At 40.2% G+C, this 22,590-nt stretch carries 19 protein-coding genes and 1 riboswitch; of the genes, 8 read left to right on the top strand and 11 right to left on the bottom strand.

Annotation, left to right across the window (positions count from 1 at the left end):
• Positions 1–2: 2 nt before the first annotated feature.
• Both NSU13_RS18360 and NSU13_RS18355 read right to left on the bottom strand, forming a co-directional pair.
• The gene (locus tag NSU13_RS18360) at positions 3–1,184 is read right to left on the bottom strand and encodes an MFS transporter (RefSeq protein ID WP_144471632.1); all 1,182 of its coding nucleotides are present in this window, start codon (positions 1,182–1,184) and stop codon (positions 3–5) included.
• A gap of 447 nt (positions 1,185–1,631) precedes the next feature.
• On the bottom strand, positions 1,632–2,651 hold the full coding sequence (locus NSU13_RS18355) for a LacI family DNA-binding transcriptional regulator (protein ID WP_098677051.1): 1,020 nt from the start codon (positions 2,649–2,651) through the stop codon (positions 1,632–1,634).
• A 264-nt stretch (positions 2,652–2,915) separates the two neighbouring features.
• A riboswitch (glycine riboswitch) is annotated at positions 2,916–2,995 on the top strand.
• Positions 2,996–3,159: 164 nt separating this feature from the next.
• Here NSU13_RS18355 and NSU13_RS18350 point away from each other — a divergent pair.
• The gene (locus NSU13_RS18350; RefSeq protein WP_041105802.1) at positions 3,160–4,506 is read left to right on the top strand and encodes an amino acid permease; all 1,347 of its coding nucleotides are present in this window, start codon (positions 3,160–3,162) and stop codon (positions 4,504–4,506) included.
• Between the two features lie 47 nt (positions 4,507–4,553).
• Here NSU13_RS18350 and NSU13_RS18345 read toward each other — a convergent pair whose 3' ends face one another.
• Both NSU13_RS18345 and NSU13_RS18340 read right to left on the bottom strand, forming a co-directional pair.
• A complete protein-coding gene (locus tag NSU13_RS18345) occupies positions 4,554–5,234 on the bottom strand; it encodes a DUF3169 family protein (protein WP_041118373.1) in 681 nt (226 codons plus the stop codon).
• Positions 5,231–5,437 (bottom strand): helix-turn-helix transcriptional regulator, encoded by a 207-nt coding sequence (locus NSU13_RS18340; protein WP_003215336.1) that lies wholly within the window; start codon positions 5,435–5,437, stop codon positions 5,231–5,233. Before NSU13_RS18340 ends, NSU13_RS18345 begins: the two co-directional genes overlap by 4 nt.
• Before the next feature lie 170 nt (positions 5,438–5,607).
• Here NSU13_RS18340 and NSU13_RS18335 point away from each other — a divergent pair, with 170 nt between their 5' ends.
• Positions 5,608–6,231: a CoA pyrophosphatase gene (locus tag NSU13_RS18335; RefSeq protein ID WP_342489709.1), complete on the top strand. Its 624-nt coding sequence runs from the start codon at positions 5,608–5,610 to the stop codon at positions 6,229–6,231.
• Positions 6,232–6,242: 11 nt separating this feature from the next.
• Here the strand turns inward: NSU13_RS18335 and NSU13_RS18330 are convergent, their stop codons facing one another.
• Together NSU13_RS18330 and NSU13_RS18325 are read right to left on the bottom strand one after the other, a co-directional pair.
• On the bottom strand, positions 6,243–6,725 hold the full coding sequence (locus NSU13_RS18330) for a DUF4188 domain-containing protein (protein WP_034281425.1): 483 nt from the start codon (positions 6,723–6,725) through the stop codon (positions 6,243–6,245).
• Between the two features lie 4 nt (positions 6,726–6,729).
• The gene (locus NSU13_RS18325; RefSeq protein ID WP_046312650.1) at positions 6,730–7,281 is read right to left on the bottom strand and encodes a PadR family transcriptional regulator; all 552 of its coding nucleotides are present in this window, start codon (positions 7,279–7,281) and stop codon (positions 6,730–6,732) included.
• 190 nt (positions 7,282–7,471) lie between these two features.
• Between NSU13_RS18325 and NSU13_RS18320 the strand changes: the two genes are divergently transcribed.
• From NSU13_RS18320 to NSU13_RS18305, 4 genes are all read left to right on the top strand, one after another.
• Positions 7,472–8,374 (top strand): hypothetical protein, encoded by a 903-nt coding sequence (locus NSU13_RS18320; protein ID WP_046312652.1) that lies wholly within the window; start codon positions 7,472–7,474, stop codon positions 8,372–8,374.
• Positions 8,375–8,701: 327 nt separating this feature from the next.
• Complete coding sequence (locus NSU13_RS18315; protein ID WP_046312654.1) at positions 8,702–10,561, top strand: beta-glucoside-specific PTS transporter subunit IIABC; 1,860 nt, start codon at positions 8,702–8,704, stop codon at positions 10,559–10,561.
• Positions 10,562–10,565: 4 nt separating this feature from the next.
• A complete protein-coding gene (locus NSU13_RS18310) occupies positions 10,566–12,032 on the top strand; it encodes a glycoside hydrolase family 1 protein (protein ID WP_046312656.1) in 1,467 nt (488 codons plus the stop codon).
• 30 nt (positions 12,033–12,062) lie between these two features.
• Positions 12,063–12,911 carry a PRD domain-containing protein gene (locus NSU13_RS18305; RefSeq protein ID WP_034281420.1) on the top strand — a complete coding sequence of 283 codons (849 nt, stop codon included), beginning with the start codon at positions 12,063–12,065 and terminating at the stop codon, positions 12,909–12,911.
• 97 nt (positions 12,912–13,008) lie between these two features.
• Here NSU13_RS18305 and NSU13_RS18300 read toward each other — a convergent pair whose 3' ends face one another.
• The 5 genes from NSU13_RS18300 to NSU13_RS18280 form a co-directional block, all read right to left on the bottom strand.
• Positions 13,009–14,187, bottom strand: coding sequence for a Rap family tetratricopeptide repeat protein (locus NSU13_RS18300; RefSeq protein WP_046312658.1), 1,179 nt, complete (start codon positions 14,185–14,187; stop codon positions 13,009–13,011).
• 655 nt (positions 14,188–14,842) lie between these two features.
• Positions 14,843–15,604, bottom strand: a complete 762-nt coding sequence (locus tag NSU13_RS18295; RefSeq protein ID WP_342489708.1) for an ABC transporter ATP-binding protein — start codon at positions 15,602–15,604, stop codon at positions 14,843–14,845.
• Between the two features lie 13 nt (positions 15,605–15,617).
• Positions 15,618–17,945 carry an ABC transporter permease gene (locus tag NSU13_RS18290; protein ID WP_342489707.1) on the bottom strand — a complete coding sequence of 776 codons (2,328 nt, stop codon included), beginning with the start codon at positions 17,943–17,945 and terminating at the stop codon, positions 15,618–15,620.
• The gene (locus tag NSU13_RS18285; RefSeq protein ID WP_342489706.1) at positions 17,942–19,195 is read right to left on the bottom strand and encodes an MFS transporter; all 1,254 of its coding nucleotides are present in this window, start codon (positions 19,193–19,195) and stop codon (positions 17,942–17,944) included. The genes NSU13_RS18290 and NSU13_RS18285 overlap by 4 nt, the downstream gene beginning before the upstream one ends.
• A gap of 69 nt (positions 19,196–19,264) precedes the next feature.
• On the bottom strand, positions 19,265–19,915 hold the full coding sequence (locus tag NSU13_RS18280; RefSeq protein ID WP_211043753.1) for a TetR/AcrR family transcriptional regulator: 651 nt from the start codon (positions 19,913–19,915) through the stop codon (positions 19,265–19,267).
• 160 nt (positions 19,916–20,075) lie between these two features.
• On the opposite strand from NSU13_RS18280, the gene NSU13_RS18275 reads away from it, so the two are divergent.
• Entirely contained in the window at positions 20,076–21,188 is a 1,113-nt protein-coding gene (locus NSU13_RS18275) for a sugar diacid recognition domain-containing protein (RefSeq protein WP_342489705.1), read from the top strand.
• A 118-nt stretch (positions 21,189–21,306) separates the two neighbouring features.
• Entirely contained in the window at positions 21,307–22,578 is a 1,272-nt protein-coding gene (locus NSU13_RS18270; RefSeq protein ID WP_111926997.1) for a GntP family permease, read from the top strand.
• The last annotated feature ends 12 nt before the right edge of the window (positions 22,579–22,590 follow it).

Raw genomic sequence — 22,590 nt, 5'->3', positions numbered from 1 at the left:
AATTATCTAAATAATTTTTTCATGCGTCCAAGAACAAAGACAGCTAGTAATACGCTAATAACTGCGATGATCATATCGAAAAATAACGTCATTTTAATATCGTACGTGCTGACCAATCCACTTGTAATGAGCGGCACGAGTATAAACGCTGAGCTTGCCGCAATGTTGACATAGGATGAAGCCGTTGCTTTGTTTGTCGGGAACAATTTCATCATAATACTCATCGCCAGCTGGAAGATTCCCGCTGTAAATAGTCCTAAGAAGAAGGTGCTGACAATGACAATGCTGTAAGTTTCAACTTGGAATAGTGCAAGCATCGCAAGGAACGCCCCAATTGGATAAATGATCGCCACCATAATCGGTGAAATGAATTTATCTAAGACGATCGAAAGTAATAGAACAGATACCAGTGCACCAATACTAAAATAAGATAGAAGCTGTGTAGCTTGTTCTGTGCCAAGTCCGATTAATTTTAACCCGAGCTGCGGAAGCCATGTCTGCCATACGACAAACAATGCAGTCGATGTGAATCCCATCAGTACAACAGCTAAGCCTTCGCCAAGCATTTTTGGTTCTTCTTTCAGCTGGTCCTGTACTGGAAGAGCGTCTTGTGAAGAAACTTGCTTATGGTTCGGGAATGGCATAAAGATTAAGTAAATCCCTACAAGTAAATAAAGAAGCCCTAGTCCAAAGAACGCCCAGCCCCAGAAGATGTCATGTGCCACTAGGAATGCCAAGATAAATGGAAGAACAGTCGCCCCAATGGATACAGACGCTTTTACTAAAACAGAAGCCGAACTTGCTTTTTTCGGAAATGACTCTGATAAAGCAGGATAGGTTCCTGAATCAAGCAGTGAGTTGGCAATACCTGCTGATATCGCAAAGATAAATGCCAGTGTATAACTTGTTGTCGTTGGAATACCGATTAAGAATAATAAGTAAAGAAAATTTCCTGTAATAATGACAGGCTTACGTCCCCAGCTGTCGGCTAACCGGCCTGAGAAAAAGAGCGCAATGAGTTTACCAATTCCGATCGCCGATACAAGCAAGCTGATTTTCGGAATATCTACATGGTAGCGTTCAGATAAGCTGTCCATGTTGGAAGCTACAATAATATTGATCATGCCAAGCATGAAGTAGTTTAAATACATGCCAAGTGATGATTTTATATAAGGATTTTTCATGTTCCCACTCCTATATTTGAAACCCCATTTAAGGTCAAATTCTTTGTATACCCTTTGTTATTGTTTCCTTCAAAATGAATAATATGAAGCCCATCACAACACCCCTTATGTGATTGATGAAAAAATAATGAATATTCATCTGTTCTTCGATCAAGTACATCGTTCTACTAAAAATGAAAAAATAAATAACAGCCTTGATTAGGAAGTGAAACTTCATGATTTGATCAGAATCATAAAAAACCACTTTTAACTGTTTTTTGATAGAAATGATGATATGACGAAATAGGTATAACGATATACTAAAAGAAGCAACGAGATAAATATACTCCTGCATTTTAAATGTGTCAAGTTTATGACTTTGTGATTTAAAAAAAGAAAAATGAAACAAAGAAATAGTTGACTTGATCAATAAAAAAAGAGAATTGCTGCACACAATTCTCTTTTTCATCATGATGGGGAGGTTTCTCTAATATGAAGTTGAGGCTTTAAAATCAATCGCTGCAGCTCTTCATCCTGTTCGTTCATTTTATGATATAAAAGGTTCGCTGCTTTTACCCCGATGGATCGGGGAAATGAGGAAACAGTGGTGAGCGGCGGATGGTACATTTCCGCTTCAGGAACATTATCGAATCCAACGACATCAATATCTTCACCAGGCTGGATGCCCCGTGCTGACAGTGCTTGAATGACTCCAAAAGCGACTAAGTCACTAAAACAAAAAATAGCAGTAGGGGGCTCAGGCTGATCCATCACTTGGGCGAGTGCTTCTTTCCCGCCTTCACGAGTAGGTTCTATATCAATAATAAGCGACTCATCAATCGTCACATTTTCTTCGTCATGAGCTCTTTTGAAACCTTTCATCCGCTCAATCCAAGTCGAAGAAGTCTTGATGCCGCCTAAAAAAGCGATGCGGCGATGCCCTTTTTGAAGAAGATGATGAACCGCCATCCAAGTACCTTGTTCATAATCAACACCGACATAGTCACATTGCACATCTGATAATTCACGATTTGCCAGTACTTTTGGGGTACGAATTTGATTTAATTGTTTGACCGTTCGAGCAGAGCTTTTCGAAGCTGGGTTTAAAATAATCCCGCCCACTCGGTGCTCTACCATGGTGGAAATGAGCCGCTCCTGTTTATCGACACTGTCAAAGGTCGTACCAAGTAAAACAGTATAGCCCAGTGACTCAAGCGTGGTTTGTACGCCAATTAAAAACTCCGAAATAAAGGTGTTAGAAATATCCGTCACAATCACACCCACGATATTTGAGCTTTTTGACCGCATGTTGGCAGCAACGCGGTCGTATACGTATCCTAATTCCTCCATGGATTGCAGTACTTTGTTTCGAGTGGCTTCAGAGATTCTAGGATTATTTCGAACAACGAGTGATGCCGTTGAAGTCGAGACACCGGCATGCTTGGCGACTTCCTGTAATGTGACACGCTGCTTGTTCATTTTTTTCATTTATCTTCACCAACTTCAATGGATTGCCTAACTTTGTTCATCATCTAGAGGGATTTCTCTATCAGACGAGCCGAACATCTTTTGATTTATTATACATGAATCAGGGGGGGTTGATGAAGTGAAGACATATGAGTAACGCCGTAAATCATAAAAGATTACCATTGACAGCTTTCTGATTGAGGCGTAAAATATGAAATTATTCAGAAATAGCAACATTTTAATTAAATAACGAAGGCTATGAATGCTGTGGGTCACACTATAGCAGGAGCAGCTTCTGGAGAGACCGCATGTATGTGCGGCGCCGAAGGGTTCACAATCTCAGGCAAAAGGACAGAAGAGTACGAAATATTGTATTTGTGGTGCATGGATGATGCCGTGTATGACTTTTCTCTATTTTGCTATTCTTTTATGACCGTGAGATTGGAGCGCATCCAATCTCTTTTTTTATGGACTTTTTTAAAGGGTTCATTATTTCAGGATAAGATCGTGTCGTAGGAGGGTGTTAGCATTGGCACAACAAGAATTAAAACGAGATTTATCAAACCGTCATGTACAATTGATTGCCATTGGCGGAACCATTGGAACAGGACTGTTTTTAGGATCTGGAAAAGCTATTCAATTGGCAGGTCCTTCAATTATTTTTGCTTATTTAATTGTCGGGATGGCCATCTTTTTTGTCATGAGGGCACTCGGAGAATTGCTTTTATCGAAGGCAGGCTATCAGTCATTAACCGATATTGCGGAGGACTATCTCGGCCCGTGGGCTTCCTTTGTGACAGGGTGGACCTATTGGTTTTGCTGGATTATGACAGCGATGGCGGATGTCATTGCGGTCGGTGTGTACGTGCAGTATTGGTTTGACATCCCGCAGTGGATTCCTGCCATCATTTGTTTATTGATTTTACTAGGATTGAATCTATTAACGGTGAAGCTTTTCGGAGAAATGGAATTTTGGTTTGCACTCATTAAAGTAATTACGATTCTATTATTGATCGGGGTTGGAATTGTTCTTTTAATCATTGGTTTTCAAACAGATGCCGGACCGGTGACAGTAACGAATTTATGGTCTCATGGCGGGTTATTCCCGAATGGTGTCACAGGCTTCTTATTGTCATTCCAGATGGTGATTTTTGCGTATGTGGGAGTTGAACTGGTCGGTGTGTCCGCAGCAGAAACAGCCAATCCGCAAAAAAACATCCCTTCTGCGATTAATAAGATTCCATTAAGAATTCTATTTTTCTATGTGGGAGCGATCTTTGTCTTACTATGTATCAACCCATGGACTGAACTCAGCGCATCAGAAAGTCCTTTTGTGAAAACCTTTGGACTCATTGGGATACCAGTAGCAGCAGGGCTCATTAATTTTGTTGTGTTGACGTCTGCGGCATCAGCTTGTAATAGCGGCATGTTCTCGACGAGCCGTATTCTGTATAATCTCAGTCATCAAAAGCAGGGTCCAGCTTCCTTCGGACGTCTGAACAAGCATGCTGTCCCAAGCAATGCCCTGTTTGTTTCGACGATTGTGGTATCGGTTGGAGCTCTTTTAAGCAAGCTGATTCCCGAACAAGCCTTTGGTATTGTGACAACGATCAGTGCCATTTGTTTCATTTGGGTATGGAGTATTATTTTAATTAGCCATTTGAAATATAAAAAAACACGGCCTGAATTGCATGAAGCATCTACCTTTAAAGCACCGTTCACACCTTTTGTGAATATATGTGTTTTAGTTCTCTTCGCTGCGATTCTAGTGATCATGCTGTTTGCAGATGCAACACGCCCCGCGCTCTTATTAACGCCGGTCTGGTTTGGTTTCTTACTATTGATTTATGCACGAAAGAAACGCCGCGCGTCATAATGAACGGAAAAAGCACAGCCTTTGCATGAGGCTGTGCTTTTGTTCATTTAACGATTTCTAATCTTTAGCACATAATTTGCATTCAAAATGATCAAAACAACCCCAATGACCATGATTGAGAAAAGCTGAGAGTGATTGGCTCCAAGGGAATACACAATCAAAATAAACATGGCGCCGGTCAATAGAACATTCATCATTTGATACGTGTGAAACAGTCCGCCAAGCATCACATGCTTTTCGCCTTCGTCTGAAATAGCGAGCAGCTTTTTACTATAATCTTTGTCAGATGGACTTGGCAGGTTGCGATTAGGGTAGACAAGCTTTAGAACAGATATCGCTATATATGAACTGATAATGGAGACAATAAATAAAGCAGCATTGACGAGAATCAACCAAATGGGCTGCTCGGTGACGATCGCGATACCGATGGCAACAATGGAAAAAATGGTACTTACCGTATTGGCTAAAGTCAAATCAGTAAAGGTCCGATATTGTTTTGCCTCCAGTTCATCCTCTTCATCTCCAGAAACCGAAAGAGATACTCTTTTTTTCATACGTGAAATCCCTGAAAAACAATAAATAATCAATAAAATCGTCAATCCACTGATGACAAGAGTCGCTTCAAATGCAACATCAAGAAGTGTCATTTCAAATTCGGCTGCTAGCAGACAGTAAGCGCCGAGAAAGCCAAGGAGAGCACCTAAGAGCATTTTGTATACAGTTTTCATGAGAGTTCATCCTCCTCGAATAGAAAAATACGTTCAATGGGTTCCTGAAAAATTCGTGAAAGCTTAACAGCGAGCAATAGAGACGGCATTAACTCATCTCGTTCCATTAAGCTGATGGTTTGACGAGAGACCTTTGCACGCTTTGCAAGCTCAGTTTGGTTTAAACCATCTCGCGCACGAAGCTCTTTTAACCGATTTTTCATTCTGTCACCTCAATTTTGGTTGAAATCTTTCCTTAATTGTAAAGCATTATATTCATTTTGACAAGTAAAGTTGTCAAAATGATAAAAATAATTGTCAGAAAGATCATCTTTATTGAAAAGGTGAACCATGATACGCTAAAGAAAAGAGAAACAGAAAACAGGTGATGTCCGTGTTCATTGATCAATTAAAAAATGACTTACATCAATCACAACCGTTGTTCATTGGAGAAGAGACAGCGTTCAAAGCAGCAGTCCTTATCCCTTTGGTGCAAGTAAATGGAGATTGGCATATATTATTTGAGGTCCGATCGTTGACCATGAGAAAACAGCCGGGGGATATTAGCTTTCCTGGGGGCAAGCTTGACGGCAGCGAAACTGCACAGGAAGCTGCACTGCGAGAAACACATGAAGAGCTGGGCATTCCGCCAGAATCGGTCGAGATCCTTGGACAGCTCAGTCCTTATATCGCTTCTCCATCCTTCGTGGTATACCCATATGTCGGTATCATTGATGAGCAAAAAGTGAAGCACTCCTTTAATCAAGAAGAAGTAGAGGAGACTTTTATCGTGCCTCTATCATGGCTCAGCCAATATGAGCCATACTTACATCATGTATCCGTTCAGCCAACACCAGGAGAGGACTTCCCTTATGAAAAAATCATGAATGGTGAAAAATACAGCTGGGGAAGCCGTTCGATTGAGGAATGGTTTTATGATTACGAAAACTACACCATATGGGGATTAACAGCCCGCATATTAAAGCATTTTGTGACCGTTACAAAAAGAAATTCCTAGAGAATCGCTCTCTAGGAATTTGTTGTATTCAGACGGTCCTTCGCTGTTTGTTGACCTTTACTTATTGAAATAGGGGATTTCACTTGGCTCAGTCCGTAGGAAGGCATGTTCACGTAGATGGATTCATACGAGCCGGCTTGAATTTGGTACGTTTCATGATAAATTCCGACGGCGTCATTATTTCGTGTTCTTTGGTTAAATTCTTTCCAAGCAGCCAAATGCTTCTCCATCTTGGCATAGGCAAGGAGGTCATCTGTTGATTTCCAATATTGAATCATCGCTGTCGTGCGTAATCCAAAGTAATTCTCTGTCCCAAGAAAGCCAAGCTCATCTTGATGGGTATACAGCTCCTTGATCATGCCAGGCATCGCCATGAACACAGGCAGCCATTGATGAATGGCCCAGCGTTTGTTGATCCTCATTCCGATGATGAACACAACAATCGAATCAGAATTGTCCGTTGTAAATCTACCCGCACGTATGTCTTTTTTCATTCATTTACCCTTCCTTCTTCATCGAATGGAATGTGTCCACGCACCAATCAATTCCTGCTTGAGCCACTCTTTTTCCATAATCTAAAGTAAACAGCCAATACTTCGCATCCGCTTCATCTGGATAAAGCTCTTGAATGTTTTGTTCAATCGCAACATATGTCTCATAACGAATACGGAGCTGCCTCTCATAATCCTGTAAAAGCACCAATTTTTTCTCAAACGAAAGATATTGACCGAAGAATAACTTTAATAACACCTCATTACGCTCTGTTGGTAACTGGTCGAGCGGCTGCGCCAGCCACTCTCTTAACGTATCCAGTCCTTTTTCAGTCAAATGATATTCCCGCTTGTCTGAGCGGCTAGAAGCAGCAGCAGGTGAAACTTCCGCAAGGCCTTCCTCGACTATTAACTTTAAAGCTGGATAAATTTGTCCATAACTGATTTTCCAAAAATGATGCAGGCTTCTATCAATTAATTGCTTCACTTCGTACCCCGACTTACAATCAGTCGTTAAAATACCTAAAATCGCATACGTCGTATCATTGTATTTTTTCATATCAGCACACCTATCTAAAAGATATATCTTTTAGATATATAATAAATGATGTGAAGTGGCAGATACAAGGGGTTGTTGAAAATAAATTCGATAAAGGGAGTGGATATTTACCTGATTTTGTTAATCAGAGAGGTGAATCACTCATATATATGGATGATCATTCATCAGATTATATATTGGAGGGGTACGTATGAGTAAATCGAAAATCTGGTTTGTGGCTGTCCTGACGGTATTAGTCCTTGGTGCAGTCAGCTGGTCAGCCTATCAAGCAATCGGAAAAAAGAGTGCATTAAATCAATCCTACGCCTTTGCGCAGAAAACAAAAGAGGGCGTGAATTGGTTTAAGGTAACGGAGAGAAAAGGGAAAGTAACCGGTCACTTGAATGAAACCATTTTAGAAGAAAGTCCGGAAATGCATTTTGATCCGAATTTATTTAAACATAAATATCAATTAACTGGAAAAGCAATAGAAAACGGTTATGAATTTGAAGTGAAGCGAGGAAAAGATCCGGTGATGTATGAAGTACATGTTGCTGGAAAAGATCTTTCTGTGAAAAAACAAGGTGAAAACAAAAGCATCACATACAAAGCAGTTGATCAAAAAAAATTAAATGCGTATCAAAAAGCCATTCAAGATCGATATGATGAGTTAATTGATGACTCAGAAACTAGATTTTATGATTATTTAAGAGACTACATCAAGAAAGTAACAGGTGCTTATGGTTATCTGTATACTGCGGAGGATGGTTCATACCAACTATTTCTACAAGTAAAGCACATGCATATTGAGTCTGAATGGTCAGGGGCCTTTCTAATGAGAACAGTTCCAGGGGATGGTGGTGAACCTTATAAAGAGACGAAACATAAAGCGGGTGGTGTTTCTGATGGAATCATGTTTGATATCAGTACCTATCCTCAAATCGAAGAGCACAAAACTGGTATTATCGTAGGTTCAACGAATCGAGGTGCAAAATCAATAAAACTTCCTCTGAAAATAGCAGGCGGCATCGTAGAATTTAAACCAGTCTCGAAGCAGGAATATCAAAAACAATCTGAAGCATTTAAAAAGCAAGCAGAAGAAAAGAAAAAATAGATGTTGATAACCAGATGAATGAATAAATTTATCTGGTTTTTTATAATGAAGATAGTTATTGGTGAAAAAAGAGAGGAAGGCAAACGCTTCAACTAATTAAGGAAAATGAATTTGGGTCTATAGACCTTAATAATTTTTAGAAAAATAAATGTTGACGCTTTCATATAATCAATATATACTAAAAACAAATCCGATATGAATAAATTAGACATGTGACTGGTCATGCAGGCAGGATCTAAAAACGATGAATTTCTTTTATTTGTCGTTTTAGGTCCTTTTTTTATTGCCAAAATATAGGTCTCATGTATGAGAAAAGGGGGAGAAAAAATGGATTACACACAAGTTGCCAAAGACGTTTTACAGCATATAGGCGGCAAAGAAAACATTGCGCACCTTGAGCACTGTTCAACAAGACTTCGCTTCACGCTAATTGATCAGAAAAAAGCAGATGTACCAGCACTAGAAAAAACACCAGGTGTCATAGCTGTCAGAATGTCAGGACAATGCCAAGTGGTGATTGGGAATGACGTCATTGAAGTGTATCAAAAGGTAACAAGTTTAATAGGCAGCAGCTCATCAAGCCAAGACGTGCCATCCAATCAGCCAAAAGAAAAGAGAAAAGCAGGCACAGTCCTGTTAGATTTCATTGTCGGTGTCTTCCAGCCTCTTGTACCAGCTATCGCAGGCGGAGGAATTTTAAAATCATTTCTTCTCCTTTTCTCTTTATTAGGCTGGATGGATGCAAAGGGACAAACCTATCAAATACTGAACATGGTAGGTGATGCACCACTTTACTTTCTGCCTTTATTAGTTGCTGTAACGACGGCGAATAAACTAAAAGTAAATCCACTGGTCGCATTATCAGCAGTCGGTGCGCTCCTTCTGCCGAACATGACAGCAATGCTTACAGAAGGTGCACAATTACTGTCATTCGATGTAAAAAATATAGCTTATGCGTATCAAGTGTTTCCGGCAATCCTTTCTGTATTGCTTTACGCTCAAATGGAAAAATTCTTTACGCGGTTTTCACCAAAACCAATTCGAATTTTCTTCGTTCCGATGATGTCATTGGTCATTACTGTACCAGTTACGTTGCTTCTATTAGGACCGATTGGTTTTACAGCAGGACAAGGTTTTTCATCAATTATTCTTGCAATGTTTAATACAGTAGGCTGGGTAGCTGTCGCAATTTTAGCAGCGGTCCTCCCATTCATGGTTGCTTCAGGCATGCACAAAGCAATGGTCCCTTATGCAGTCACAACGATGGGAACCCTTGGGAAAGAAGCACTTTATTTACCGGCATCACTTGCGCATAATATTGCGGAAAGTGGAGCGTGTTTTGCTGTGGCACTTCGAACAAAAGACAAGGTACTCAGATCAACAGCCATTTCGGCAGGGATTTCAGCCTTTTTTGGTATCACAGAGCCGGCGTTATACGGTGTAACACTTCAAAATAAGCGAGTCCTTGGAAGTGTTATGATTGGTTCGTTTGTTGGCGGAATTTTCATTGGTTTAGTTGGTATACAAGCCTTTGTGCTTGTTGGCCCTGGATTAGCAAGCATGTCGATGTTTATATCAGATGAACTTCCGCGAAATCTGATGTTTGCTATCATTGGAGCAGTCATTTCATTTATTGTCGCATTTATCGCTGCTTTTGTATTAGGTAAAGATCGAACAGTAGAAGAAAAGACAAAGGACCAAGCTGCATTTGCTGAACAAATTGGAGCAGGAGAAACTTTCAAAAGCCCTGTGATTGGTCAAATGATCTCTCTATCTGAAGTAAAAGATGATATTTTTTCTTCAAAGGTCATGGGGGACGGAATTGCCATTGTACCTTCAAAAGGAGCACTTTATGCACCAGTAGATGGTGAGGTGACCTTGCTGTTCGAAACAAACCATGCGCTTGGTATGAAAACGGACCAAGGGGTTGAAGTATTATTCCACATCGGCATTGACACTGTTCAGTTGGAAGGACAGTATTTCCATCCAAAAGTGCAGGCAGGAGATCGTGTTCAAGCAGGAGATTTATTGATTGAATTTGATTTAGAAAAAATCATGGAAGCAGGATATGATCCAATAACACTTGCTGTAATCACAAATACAGATCAATATGATATTAAGGTACAGCCATTACAAGAGGTCAATCGTCAAGATACATTGATGGTTGTTACACAATTAGGAGGCTAATCATATGACAAAAATCAAAGGTTTTCCAAAAGGATTTTTATGGGGCGGCGCCATTGCGGCTAACCAGGCAGAAGGCGCCTGGAATATAGATGGAAAGGGACCGTCTGTTGCAGATATTGCAATGTACCGTTCCAACTTGAGTGTAGAAGATTATGAAGGTCATCTTGCTGTTACCACTGAAAATATAGATCGTGCAATGAAAGATCCAGACGATAAAAAATATCCAAAACGCAGAGGTGTCGATTTCTATCATCACTATAAAGAGGATTTGGCTCTCTTTGCAGAAATGGGATTTCAAACACTTCGGATTTCTATTGCATGGAGTCGTATCTTCCCTACTGGAGAAGAAGCGGAACCGAATGAAAAAGGGCTTCAATTTTATGATCGTGTCTTTGCAGAAATGAAAAAACACAACATAGAACCGATCGTGACTCTCTCTCATTATGAAATGCCTTTAGCGCTTAGTGTGAAATATAATGGCTGGGTTGAAAGAAAAGTCGTTGATCTCTTTGTGAAGTTCGCCAATGTATGTTTTGAACGATATAAACATGATGTGAAATATTGGCTCACCTTTAATGAAATTGATAGTATTCACCGCCACTCTTTCATTACAGCAGGAATTATTCCTGATCGCTGCCCAGAAGGAAAAGTGGAAGAAACGGTGTACCAAGCACTTCATCATCAATTTGTCGCATCTGCTCTCGTAACAGCAGATTGCCATCGCATCATCCCAGGCAGCCAGGTAGGATGTATGCTGACAAAATTGACAACGTATCCGCATACGTGCCACCCGAATGATGTGGAACAAGCTTTGAAACAAAACTTAGAAAACTATTTCTATGCAGATGTTCAAGTGTTTGGCGAGTATCCGCCACTGATCAAGCGCATGCTTGAGAGAAAAGATATTCATATTCAAATGGAAGCAGATGACCTTACCATTTTAAAAGAAAACACAGTAGATTTTATCTCATTCAGCTACTATATGTCTTTAACGGAGTCAGCCCAAGAAGGATTAGAAGAGACAGAAGGGAACACAATTCGCGGGGTTAAAAACCCTTATCTTCCTTCAACTGACTGGGGCTGGCAAATTGATCCGGTTGGTCTGAAAATTTCTTTGATCGAATTGTATGATCGTTATCAAAAACCTCTTATCATTGTCGAGAACGGCATGGGTGCAAAGGATGTAGTTGAAAGTGATGGCTCTATCCATGACGACTATCGTATTAACTATTTTAAAGAGCATTTCCGTCAAATGAGAGAAGCGATTGAAGAAGGCGTCGATCTCTTTGGATATACGAGCTGGGGCTCGATTGATATTATTAGTGCAGGTACATCACAAATGTCAAAACGCTATGGCTTCATTCACGTCGATCAAGATGATGACGGGAACGGGACATTAAAACGATCTCGAAAAGATTCATTTTATTGGTACCAAAAAGTCATTGAGACAAATGGTGAATCGCTTGATTGAACACCACAATCATGAAAACAGGTGATGACGATGTTTAAAATCAAAAAAGTTTTAAACTCGAGTGTGGTCCTGGCTGAAGATCAGAACCAACAGGAGATGGTATTGTTCGGCCGAGGAATTGGCTATGGACAGAAACCAGGTCAAATGATAGAAGAGAAAAAAGCGGACCAAGTCTTTATGTCAGTTGATAACATGAGAGCAAAAGAATTTCTTCAACTGTTAGATTCAATGCCTCAGGAGTTTATCGATTTAACTCAGCACATCGTCCAATATGCAGAAAAACGTTTAAACTCAACTTTAAATTCAGGTGTTTATTTTACCTTAATGGATCATTTGAATTTTGCAGTGGAACGTCATAAAAAGAATATTAATATTACGAATCGCGTGTATTGGGAAATCAAAAACTACTATACGGAAGAATTTGAAGTAGGGAATTACGCACTTGAGTTAGTCAATGACACATTGGGCATACAATTACCAAAAGAAGAAGCTGCTAATATCGCCTTTCACTTAATTAATGCATTAGGTGAAAAATCCGATTCGAAAGATGGTATGAAATATGCCAAGATGATCGGGAGTATTGTCAATCTTGTGCGCTATACATTGAATATGAAAATGGATCAAGAGAATATTCATTACAGCCGGTTCATTACACATGTGAAATTCTTTGTAGAAAGATTTTATGCTGATAAATTATTATCAGATCAAGAAAATGAGTTGTTTGAACAAATTGCACACTTATATCCTCAAGCGATGGATGTTGCTTTTAAGATCAAAGACTATATTAAACAGGTGCATAGTATCGTCATTCCTAATGATGAGCTTACTTATCTTGCGGTACATATACACCGCCTCATATCTTATCAGCAACTAAAATAAATGTGGAACCACTTGCCTTGATGAGGCGAGTGGTTCTTTGTATGACCAATGTTTATATTAAGTTCCGATAGGTCGTTCTGTTGTACCAGGATTTTCATCATTTAATGAATTGAAAGCCCCTGTTTGTCCTAAAACAACGATGGTTAAAGCGATAATCAATAAACTCATTTTTTTCATTAGAATTCCCCCAGTCAATGATAGGATGTTTCATGCGATCAGCTTCCTTTAAGAAAAGATAGGCTTGATGAATTGCTCCCAGCTCTTCAAAGTATTTTGCAGCTAATGCACTTAATTCACAGGCTCCTTCAGCATCCTTTAATTTTTTAAGAATGCTGATTTCATCGAAACAGGCTTGAGCTTTTTGAGCCATATCTTCAGTGAAATATAGATGGTAAAGCAAATTCATTTTTGCTGTATAGATGGGGCATTTCTCTGATTCATGTTTTTGGTTCACCAATTCGAAGTAATAGAGAGCTTGTGTCCTTTCATCGATAGAAAGCAGCTCTTTCATTAACATGTACATGGAGTGATGAAAGTAACACGAAGAGAGATAGTCTTCATCACTAAGAGCCTTTTCTAGGGCATCGATACATTTTTTTGATTCGCCAGCTTCGGCGTACAAAATGCTGATATTATGATAAAGCTGTGATGTTAGAAAATGATCGTTGAGACTGTCTGCGATGTGTAATGCTTTTTTGTAGTAGTCTTCTGCTCTTATAAAGTCACCAATGTCCATATAATTAGCAGCGGCGATGACAAAGGCTGCAGCTAGTCTTCTCTCATATCCTTCATGACTTTTGAAAATATCAATAGCATTCTGAATGTAGTGTAGAGAAATCAGGCTTTGACGAAGCAGCATATATAAGTTGGCGATTTTCGTATGGAATTCTGCTACTTCTATTTCATCAGGAATGTGTTGTAGTTTTTTCTCGGCAATTTTAAACAGTCCAATGGCTGATGCATAGTCTCTTTTATATGAAGCGTAAAGGGCTTTGTATAGGTAAAAATAGTATTCAATTAAGTCGTTTGTTTTAGAGGGGCAATCTGGTTCTGTCTGTTCCTTCAGTTTTGTACCTCTTCGTTCATATAACATGAGCTTATACTTGCCTTCTAGCAATGAGTAATAGGTCAAGACCTCCTGATTCTCTTCCATTTTTTGAAGTAATTCTTTTAATTCTGTATACATTGCTTTTGCACTGTGTACATCATGCTTGCGAATTGCAATTCTCCAATCATTTAAACGATTCCCCACCTGTTCAGCAGAAATGATAGCCATGGAAATTTCACCTCTTTAAGATCCTTTCACCTGTTTCATAAAAAACGATATCACAATTTTTGGAAAAATATAATCGTTTCTGTGAAGTGATTGACAAGAGGTAATAAAAGGGACCTAAGGTCATGTGATGTACGATATTGTAAGGGTGATTGCTTGTTAGCACAAATGAATAAAATCTCTTTTTGGAAGTCTAAAAAAGGAATATATAATATGGATTTTATGATAATGAACGAAAATATTACTCGTATATTTGGAATAAAGAAGTTTTAGCTATTTCAGAGGGAAAATGGAAGGTCGATCTAGGAAAGAAAATCATGTATGATGTTGCTAGATCATGAGATAAGAAACTGATAGATGCAGCCAAAAGTAAGTATTAAACACAAACTTAGACCTTTAGAAAGGATGTTGAAATGAAAAAAAGATTTCCAAGTTTAAATAGACAAATCACAGTCATTATCGCGACTCTGTTACTTGTTTTAGTGACTGTTTATATGTCAAAGAGATACTTTTATAGCAAAGAAATTGAGCTGCTGACAGAATCTTGTCAACAAGCTGGCGGCAAAATCATCTTAGAAACAAATAGTTTGTCTATGGATTACTCGTTTGAGTGCCAGAAAAAGTAGAACAGGCAGTTTCCTGCCTGTTTGTTCTCAAATTAAAAACCTAAATCTTGCAGCCATTGATTTAATCTCATTTCTCGGTTCTCAACAGTTGAGTGATCATATCTTCCTAGTTGTAAACTGGCTACAACTTCCCCGTCATTCATAAACATGATTCTTTCAGAACGAAGAGCCACCTTGGGGTCATGTGTGACAAGCAGCAGTGTTGCTCCTTCAGCGTGGATTCTTGAAAAAATATTCATCACTTCTTTTGTTGTACTGGAATTAAGAGCACCTGTTGGTTCATCAGCGAAAAGTATGTCTGGTTCATTCATGAGCGCTCGGCAGATAGCGGCTCTTTGAAGCTGTCCTCCCGATACTTCTGTCAAATATCTATTTGCCAAATGATCAATATCAAGTTTTTCCATTAAATATTGAGCTCGTTCATTCAATTCTTGTCTTGGCTTTTTCTTTGCTAAATAAGCTGCAGCAATGATGTTGTCAAATAGATTAAGATTTTTTAGTAAGTGGCTGTGCTGAAAAACAAACCCCATCTCTGTTAAGCGCAGAGCAGTTAACTGTTTGTCTGTCATTTCTGATAGTGATCGGCCTTTATATTTGATCTCTCCTGTTGAAGCTGTTTCTATGCCGCTAAGCTGATAAAGTAATGATGTTTTCCCGCATCCAGAAGGTCCCATAATGGTCACGAATTCCCCATGCTTTATCGATAAATGAATATCCTTAAGAATGGTTTGTTTTTGTCCTTTTAATGAATTGATATGCAAAGACAATCGCTGCGTTTCAATCAAGTGTTCCATGTGAAACATCTCCTTATAAAAGTGTTTGCCTTGTCGTTTGACTAGAAAAAAACGTCTTCAATAACCAAGTGGTCAAAGCTAAATTGATAATAAGTAGTGTAACTGGGTACACAACTGACACCCATTGCGGTGACAGCCACTGGAGGCTCGACGCTCCTAATGTTGCTCCTCCTATACTCATCAAAGCAGGACCAATGGTATTGACCGCGATTGTTCCAATAAAGGCGCCAAAAGAGAGAACAGCGATAAAACTCGTTATATATTGTGCTGTTATATCTGTTATAGAAAATCCAATTGTTCTTAGCATGTGGTTTCGGCTTAAATCTTTCGCCTTTAACATGTGCAGAAACATGAATAGCATTAAGCTGGCGGTTCCAAAGGCAGCTAATGCAGCAAAAAATGCAATAACTTTTACAATAGCTGCTGTGCTGCCGATCGTTTGATGAACGTATTCTTTCATATCTGTCACTTTTGCAGGAGATACCTTCTTTTCAAATACTGTCTTTTTCTTTGCGATATTTACTCCTGGTTTTAGTTGGATTTGAACGGTTTGCCAAAGAGCTGTTTGAGGAAATGGCTGTGATATTGCTTTTGCTGTTTTGCCTCCATTGGTCACGTCCTGATAAATACCTGTTACCGTTCTTTGGATTTCATGCCCATTAGTTACGAGAGTGATTCTTTCTCCTATCTTTTTCTGAAGTGAGTCTGCATTTAATACGGATAAGGCAATTTCTTCATTCTTTAAAGGCTGCCGTCCTTGTAAATAGTTGAGGGGAAATGCTGAGAGCTCACCTGTTTCTAAGTAGAGCGTTTCTAATGTGTTCTCTTTTGATTTCACCTGAAGAGAAGTAGTTTTATAAATGGCTGCTGTTTGTATGCTCTGATCTTCACGAATCATTGATTCTATTTCGTTTGTATTTTTCGCTAGATGATTCCCTTGGCGTATATCCATTCGAAGGTCACTTTTACCAGAGCCAAGGTATGTGATGAAATCCGGTGATTGTAAGGTATGCCATAGCTGAATAGGCATGAGCATTAAAAATGTACAGAGTGCAATAATACAAGAAATCGTTGTGTACAGCTTCTTTCGTGATATCAGATCTTTTAAACCCAGCCAAATATTGATTGGTATGAACCTGCTTTTCTTGAGGTGCATAGGTATTTTTTTCTTATGATTCGGTGAATTGATAACGCCTTGAAGTGCTTGAGCAGCTGATATTTGACCAAACTTTCTTAGGACAGCATAGCTGCAAGAGATGACGATCATTGCCGTCGCAATAGAAACAAAAAGCGGGATTAACCAATGAGCAAAAGAAGGCTGATTCCCCATGTAACGGTGGATATTGGTTGTAAACATATCACCAAATATAAGCGTTAACACATATCCTGCTATACACCCTGCACAAGCAAGCACGGCATACTTTCCAACGTATAATTGCTTGATTTTTGTTAAAGGGATCCCAAGCACCTTCAGTATGCCAATTTCACGTTCATCCTCTTCTATTGAAGCCGTCATAGCAAGATGGAGTGAGAGAAGGGCTATACTGATGAGCAGCAGGCAAACAAGCAGGAGAATGGCAATGACCATTCCATCTGTCAATGCATTCAGCATACGCAGTAAAGGTAGTGTGACAGATGGACCTTGTTGTGGCAGTTGTGATGATTGATAGATGGCTTGAAAGGTATCTGTCTGAGCGACATCATGTAGTAAAAATTCGATTAAGTACTCTTTGTGATGAAACACTTGATTTATTGCATCCCAATCCTCGTTATGAAGAAGAAATCTTTTTGAACTGACAAGACTGGGGTTCATTTGTGCATCTCGCAAGAACGCTTTGATGCGAAAGGTGAATTGATTAGCTCCTTTCTCAATCAGTAACGTTTCACCTATGTTGAGCTGATACTTTTGTTGAAAATAAATTGGGACAGCCACTTCTCCTTTATTGACAGTGAGCTTTTCGTTTTGTTCATTTAAAAGAAAATCAAAGTTGCGATTTTGCTTCACAAATAAATGATCCATCACACCTGCTTTGGCAGGCTCATGTCCGAACCTGATGTTTGCATGTTCAATTGGTATCATTGGGACGATTTGATGGGCTTTTACCATGGACTGCTTGCTTGAAAATGCTTCAATGTCTTTTTCATTTATGCCGCCGTCATGCATTTGGACAAAGTCTGGCGCTTTGGCAGAATGGAGCATGTTAGAAATGGAACCATTCAGCTGTACGATCATTTGAGCTGCACTTGTTGCGAGAAATGAAGTCATCATGATGCAAATGGTTAAGCCGATTGAAATAAGACGGTGACGGGTTAAGTCTTTCTTTATAAACGCTAATCTCATGAGGCTGATTCTCCTTCATGCTGAAGCATATTTTTTGTTAAGCAGGCTAGTGCAAACATGAAAGTACTGACGATGAGCACCGTCACATACATGGTGGCTGAAAACGTATTGAACAAGAATCCATACATCATTTGGCCAAGCGGAGCAGCACATTGAGAAACCATTGTCAGATTGGCCATCACTTTTCCCAACTGATGATTTGGTGTTTTCTTTTGAACATGTGAAATCACAACGATTGAGATCATAGTCAGCAGCATAGCAATTGGAAGGCATCCTGCTAAAAAGAGAAAATAAGCTGGATAAGTGCCAAATTGAAGAGCTGTTTTGGATGTTGAGAACGCCACAGGCAGCAAGATGACTGCGATGACAAGAAGCCAGCGATATAAAGTAGGAATGCGCCAATGCTTCGCTACAAGTCCAACTAGCAGAGCCCCTGCGATGACAGCGAATTCAATCAAGCCCATGCCTATTCCATACATGATGTCACTGCTCTTCATTGTGACCCTTAAAATGATTGGTCCCCCAACAATAAAAAATGGTGTAAGGATGAAATTTAACATTGCAGCAAGCAGCATGGCTCTGTTTAAAAATGGCTGGCTGCCAATATAAGAAAATCCTTGTTTCATATCTTTTATGAGCACTTTGCCAATAGACTCTGTCAGCGGGCTAGGGAAGAAGGAAATGTTTAATCTTAAAAGCATGCAGGCTGATAGGAAAAATACGATGGCACTTGCACCGATGATGGATTGGCTTCCAATCATTCCGTATAGAACTCCTCCGATAATAGGTGCGAGAACACCTGAAAGTGCCTGAACGCCATTGACGATGCCGTTTGCTTGTTCTAATTGCTCTTGTTTCACTAGCTGTGGAATGCTGGACATGACAGCGGGAGCATAGAACGTACTCATCACGCCAAGCAGTATCATGACAGCTCCGATCATATAGAGTGAATCATTTCCCGAAAATAACCAAAAATAAAAGGCAAGAATCATCATGCCGGTGAGGACATCAAATAAAATCATTAAGTTCCTTCTGTTAAACCGGTCAGCGATTGCACCAGCTAACGGGGAGAGAAGGAGCGGGATATTGGATAAAGCGAAAAGTAAGGCATATAAATCAACTCGGTGCGTCATATCCAGTACGTGTAAAGATAGAACAAACCGAATGAGAGAAGATCCGAAAACGGAAATAATCTGTCCGAGAACGAGGTAGATAAAGTGGGATGCCCCTCTTTTGGATAACAAAGACATGAATATCACTCTCCTTTTAGACCGACCGTCAGTCTATAATGTATGCAGGATTGGTATTGAAGTGACCAATCACTGATTATTTTCATCCAGCTCTCCAGATAATCGCTTCAGCAGGAATGAAAAGCTCCCCTTTTTTGCATGCAATGAGGATTCGAGTATATCGATAAAAGCTAAAGCGCGTTGTAGACTTTCTTCGGCTGACCATTGAAAAAGGCCTTCGTCAAATATGACCTGTGCAGAAGCAAGAAGGAATTCAACCGTCTCTTGCGGATACTTCGTTTTGAATGTCCCTTCCTCTACACCTTGCTGAATAACATCTGCCAACACTGGTGATAGTTCTTTAATGGCTTTGATTAAGCTTTTTTGATGCATTTCTGCATTAGAAGGCTGATGGAACTGATCGATCATACCCTGTTTATGGCTTCCTTGCTGAGGTGATTGCGCCATGATGATACGAAATAGTTTGTCAACGACTGGAAGGTCTGGCTCAGCCGCAATACGCTTTGCCACGATGATATCTTCTTTGATGATCCTGTCAATAATGGCATCCATTACTTCTTCTTTGGATGCAAAGTAGTAGTAAAAGGTGCCTTTGGCAATGCCAACGGCTTTTAATATGTCAATAATCGTTGTTTTCTGATAGCCTTTGGTTGAAAAAAGTGCTTCGGCTGCGTTTAATATGTCATTTTTACGTTCCTCAGGATGTTTAACGGTTCTCATAAAGCCATCCTTTCTTTTAACTAGACTGTCGGTCGGTTCTTGATTTGATTAAACACTTTTCAGGGTGTCTTTGTCAATGGCTGGTTTTTAAACACTTTGCGTTTATTGTTCAAAGACACTATGATACATTGAATGAAAAAACCTTCAGGGGAGATGGCAAATGCAATTTTTGACCAGTGAATTGGCTCAAGAAATGGTTGAACGTACGATGCATATTTTATATAAAAACATCAATGTGATGAATGCAGATGGTGTCATTATTGGTTCTGGTGAACGAAACAGGATTGGCCAGAAACATGATGGTGCACGGCTTGTGCTGACAAGCGGGAACAGTGTGGAAATTGACCAGGAGACCTCTTTGCGCTTAGAAGGGGTGAAACCTGGGATTAACTTGCCTATCTGCTTCCATGAAAAAGTAGTTGGTGTGATTGGAATTACTGGTGAACCAGAGGACATTCGGCATCATGCCGAGCTGGTGAAGATGGCAGCAGAACTGGTGTTAGAGCAATCTTTCCTTCTTGAACGGGTTCAATGGCGTCATCGAATAGAAAGTGAAATTGTCAATCAGCTGATTTCATATTCTGATGCTGGGGATCATCAGCTGAAAAATCGAGCGGCTTGGCTGGGAATGGATTTAGACAAGCGCCGAATGGCTATTGTTTTTCAGCCAGTTCCCTCCTCAGAGGATGCTGTTCATAAATTGATGCATGCGATTCAATATGATAAGAAGGCAGATGATTTACTTGGCATGACCTTTTGTCATGAATTGATTCTTTTAAGTCAGCCCATACCTGACCATCGAGTAAAGCAGGCGGCAGGTCATCTGCAAAAAACAATGCAAAGAGCAGTAGGAAGCCAAGTGTTAGTGGGGATAGGGACTGTCGCTGAAGACATCAGCCAGCTGCCCATTTCTTTTCAGCATGCGAGAGAAGCCCTGAGGTTAGGGAAGGCTCTTGATCCGGAGGAAAGTATGTATTTCTTTGAGTCTTATCAACTGGAAAGCTTCTTCATGATGGCGGGAATTGCTGAAAAGAACAGTCGATGGACTGACTTTTACAAGCCTTTGACACAAGAAGCAGAGCTCGCCCATACATTAAGGGTTTACATTGAAGAGGGCGGTGATTTGCAAAGAATTGTTGATCGTTTATTTATTCATCGAAATACATTGCGTTATCGTTTAGACAAAATTCAAGGATTGACCGGAAAAGACCCTCGTCATGTAAAACAGTTAATCGAGCTTTATATGGCGCAGCTAATGACTCAACTATCTTGATTGTGCAAATGCACAATTCGGTAGAGTGGTCAGTTAAAAAAGTTCATCCAGATTCACAACACAATCCCTTTGGGTAAACGCTTACAATTGGAGAAAGATATTTTTAGGGGGATTGAGAATGGGTGGAGATGTGACGGTAAGTACTCTGGGAGCCATGGCGGCGCTTGTGATCGCGATTGTTCTCATTCTAAAAAAAGTATCACCTGCTTATGGCATGCTGGCAGGTGCATTTATAGGCGGATTGGTTGGCGGTGTAGACATTGTTCAGACCGTCAACGTTATGATGGAAGGTGCTAAGGACATGATTCCGGCTGTCCTTAGAATTATGGCCGCAGGTGTACTGGCGGGTGTTCTCATTGAATCAGGTGCAGCGTTATCTATCGCTGAGGCCATTGTGAGAAGGCTTGGTGAGGCGAGGGCACTATTAGCACTCGCTCTTGCAACAATGATTTTAACAACAGTAGGCGTTTTTGTAGATGTTGCGGTTATTACGGTAGCGCCAATCGCACTTGCTATTGCCAAACGCGCAAAGCTCTCAAAAACGGGAATTCTCCTTGCTATGATTGGAGGAGGGAAGGCAGGAAATATCATGTCCCCGAATCCGAATGCTATTGCCGCTTCAGACGCTTTTGGTGTACCTCTGACTTCAATGATGGCTGCAGGAATCATTCCGGCTGTGTTCGGGTTGGCTGTTACATATGTATTAGCTAAAAAGCTTGCAAACAAAGGGACGCCCGTTCTTGAAGAAGAAACTGGGCAAAGTAAAGTTCAAATACCTGCTTTTTTTCAAGCACTGGCTGGTCCGCTGGTTACCATTTTATTGTTGGCTTTAAGACCGCTTTTTCAAATCAATATAGACCCAATGATCGCCTTACCGATTGGAGGGATTGTAGGTGCTCTTTTCATGAAAAAAGGGAAATTTCTCAATGATTATGCGATGTCGGGGCTCCATAAAATGTCAGGTGTCGCGATCATGTTATTAGGGACAGGTACACTAGCAGGAATCGTATCGAATTCGTCCTTAAAAGATGTGTTTATTCAGGCACTGGATGCCTCGGGTTTACCTCCATATTTACTTGCGCCAACTTCAGGGATATTTATGTCAGCCGCGACTGCTTCGACAACAGCAGGAACGGCGGTCGCGAGTGGTGTGTTTAGCGGAACGCTGATTGGGCTTGGTGTATCTGCTCTTTCAGGGGCAGCCATGATTCATGCTGGCGCAACAGTGCTTGACCATATGCCGCACGGGAGCTTTTTCCATGCAACAGCAGGAAGTGTTCAAATGGATATCAAAGAGCGTTTGAAGCTCATGCCTTTTGAATCATTAATCGGTTTGACGTTAACCGTTGTATCAACAATTATTTTTGGCGTTTTCCAGCTGTTTGGCTGAGGACATGACAAG

The organism is Bacillus sp. FSL M8-0049, from assembly GCF_038593355.1.
Lineage (GTDB): Bacteria > Bacillota > Bacilli > Bacillales > Bacillaceae > Bacillus > Bacillus safensis.
Note: the sequence above shows the minus strand (reverse complement) of the source record. Positions and strands in the feature narration are given on the sequence as shown.

What these genes read in the sequence shown, in the direction of transcription:
- NSU13_RS18360 (WP_144471632.1), bottom strand. Translation starts at nt 1,184, where the DNA reads ATGAAAAATCCTTATATAAAATCATCACTTGGCATGTATTTAAACTAC.
- NSU13_RS18355 (WP_098677051.1), bottom strand. Translation starts at nt 2,651, where the DNA reads ATGAAAAAAATGAACAAGCAGCGTGTCACATTACAGGAAGTCGCCAAG.
- NSU13_RS18345 (WP_041118373.1), bottom strand. Translation starts at nt 5,234, where the DNA reads ATGAAAACTGTATACAAAATGCTCTTAGGTGCTCTCCTTGGCTTTCTC.
- NSU13_RS18340 (WP_003215336.1), bottom strand. Translation starts at nt 5,437, where the DNA reads ATGAAAAATCGGTTAAAAGAGCTTCGTGCGCGAGATGGTTTAAACCAA.
- NSU13_RS18330 (WP_034281425.1), bottom strand. Translation starts at nt 6,725, where the DNA reads ATGAAAAAAGACATACGTGCGGGTAGATTTACAACGGACAATTCTGAT.
- NSU13_RS18325 (WP_046312650.1), bottom strand. Translation starts at nt 7,281, where the DNA reads ATGAAAAAATACAATGATACGACGTATGCGATTTTAGGTATTTTAACG.
- NSU13_RS18320 (WP_046312652.1), top strand. Translation starts at nt 7,472, where the DNA reads ATGAGTAAATCGAAAATCTGGTTTGTGGCTGTCCTGACGGTATTAGTC.
- NSU13_RS18315 (WP_046312654.1), top strand. Translation starts at nt 8,702, where the DNA reads ATGGATTACACACAAGTTGCCAAAGACGTTTTACAGCATATAGGCGGC.
- NSU13_RS18310 (WP_046312656.1), top strand. Translation starts at nt 10,566, where the DNA reads ATGACAAAAATCAAAGGTTTTCCAAAAGGATTTTTATGGGGCGGCGCC.
- NSU13_RS18305 (WP_034281420.1), top strand. Translation starts at nt 12,063, where the DNA reads ATGTTTAAAATCAAAAAAGTTTTAAACTCGAGTGTGGTCCTGGCTGAA.
- NSU13_RS18300 (WP_046312658.1), bottom strand. Translation starts at nt 14,187, where the DNA reads ATGGCTATCATTTCTGCTGAACAGGTGGGGAATCGTTTAAATGATTGG.
- NSU13_RS18295 (WP_342489708.1), bottom strand. Translation starts at nt 15,604, where the DNA reads ATGGAACACTTGATTGAAACGCAGCGATTGTCTTTGCATATCAATTCA.
- NSU13_RS18290 (WP_342489707.1), bottom strand. Translation starts at nt 17,945, where the DNA reads ATGAGATTAGCGTTTATAAAGAAAGACTTAACCCGTCACCGTCTTATT.
- NSU13_RS18285 (WP_342489706.1), bottom strand. Translation starts at nt 19,195, where the DNA reads ATGTCTTTGTTATCCAAAAGAGGGGCATCCCACTTTATCTACCTCGTT.
- NSU13_RS18280 (WP_211043753.1), bottom strand. Translation starts at nt 19,915, where the DNA reads ATGAGAACCGTTAAACATCCTGAGGAACGTAAAAATGACATATTAAAC.
- NSU13_RS18275 (WP_342489705.1), top strand. Translation starts at nt 20,076, where the DNA reads ATGCAATTTTTGACCAGTGAATTGGCTCAAGAAATGGTTGAACGTACG.
- NSU13_RS18270 (WP_111926997.1), top strand. Translation starts at nt 21,307, where the DNA reads ATGGGTGGAGATGTGACGGTAAGTACTCTGGGAGCCATGGCGGCGCTT.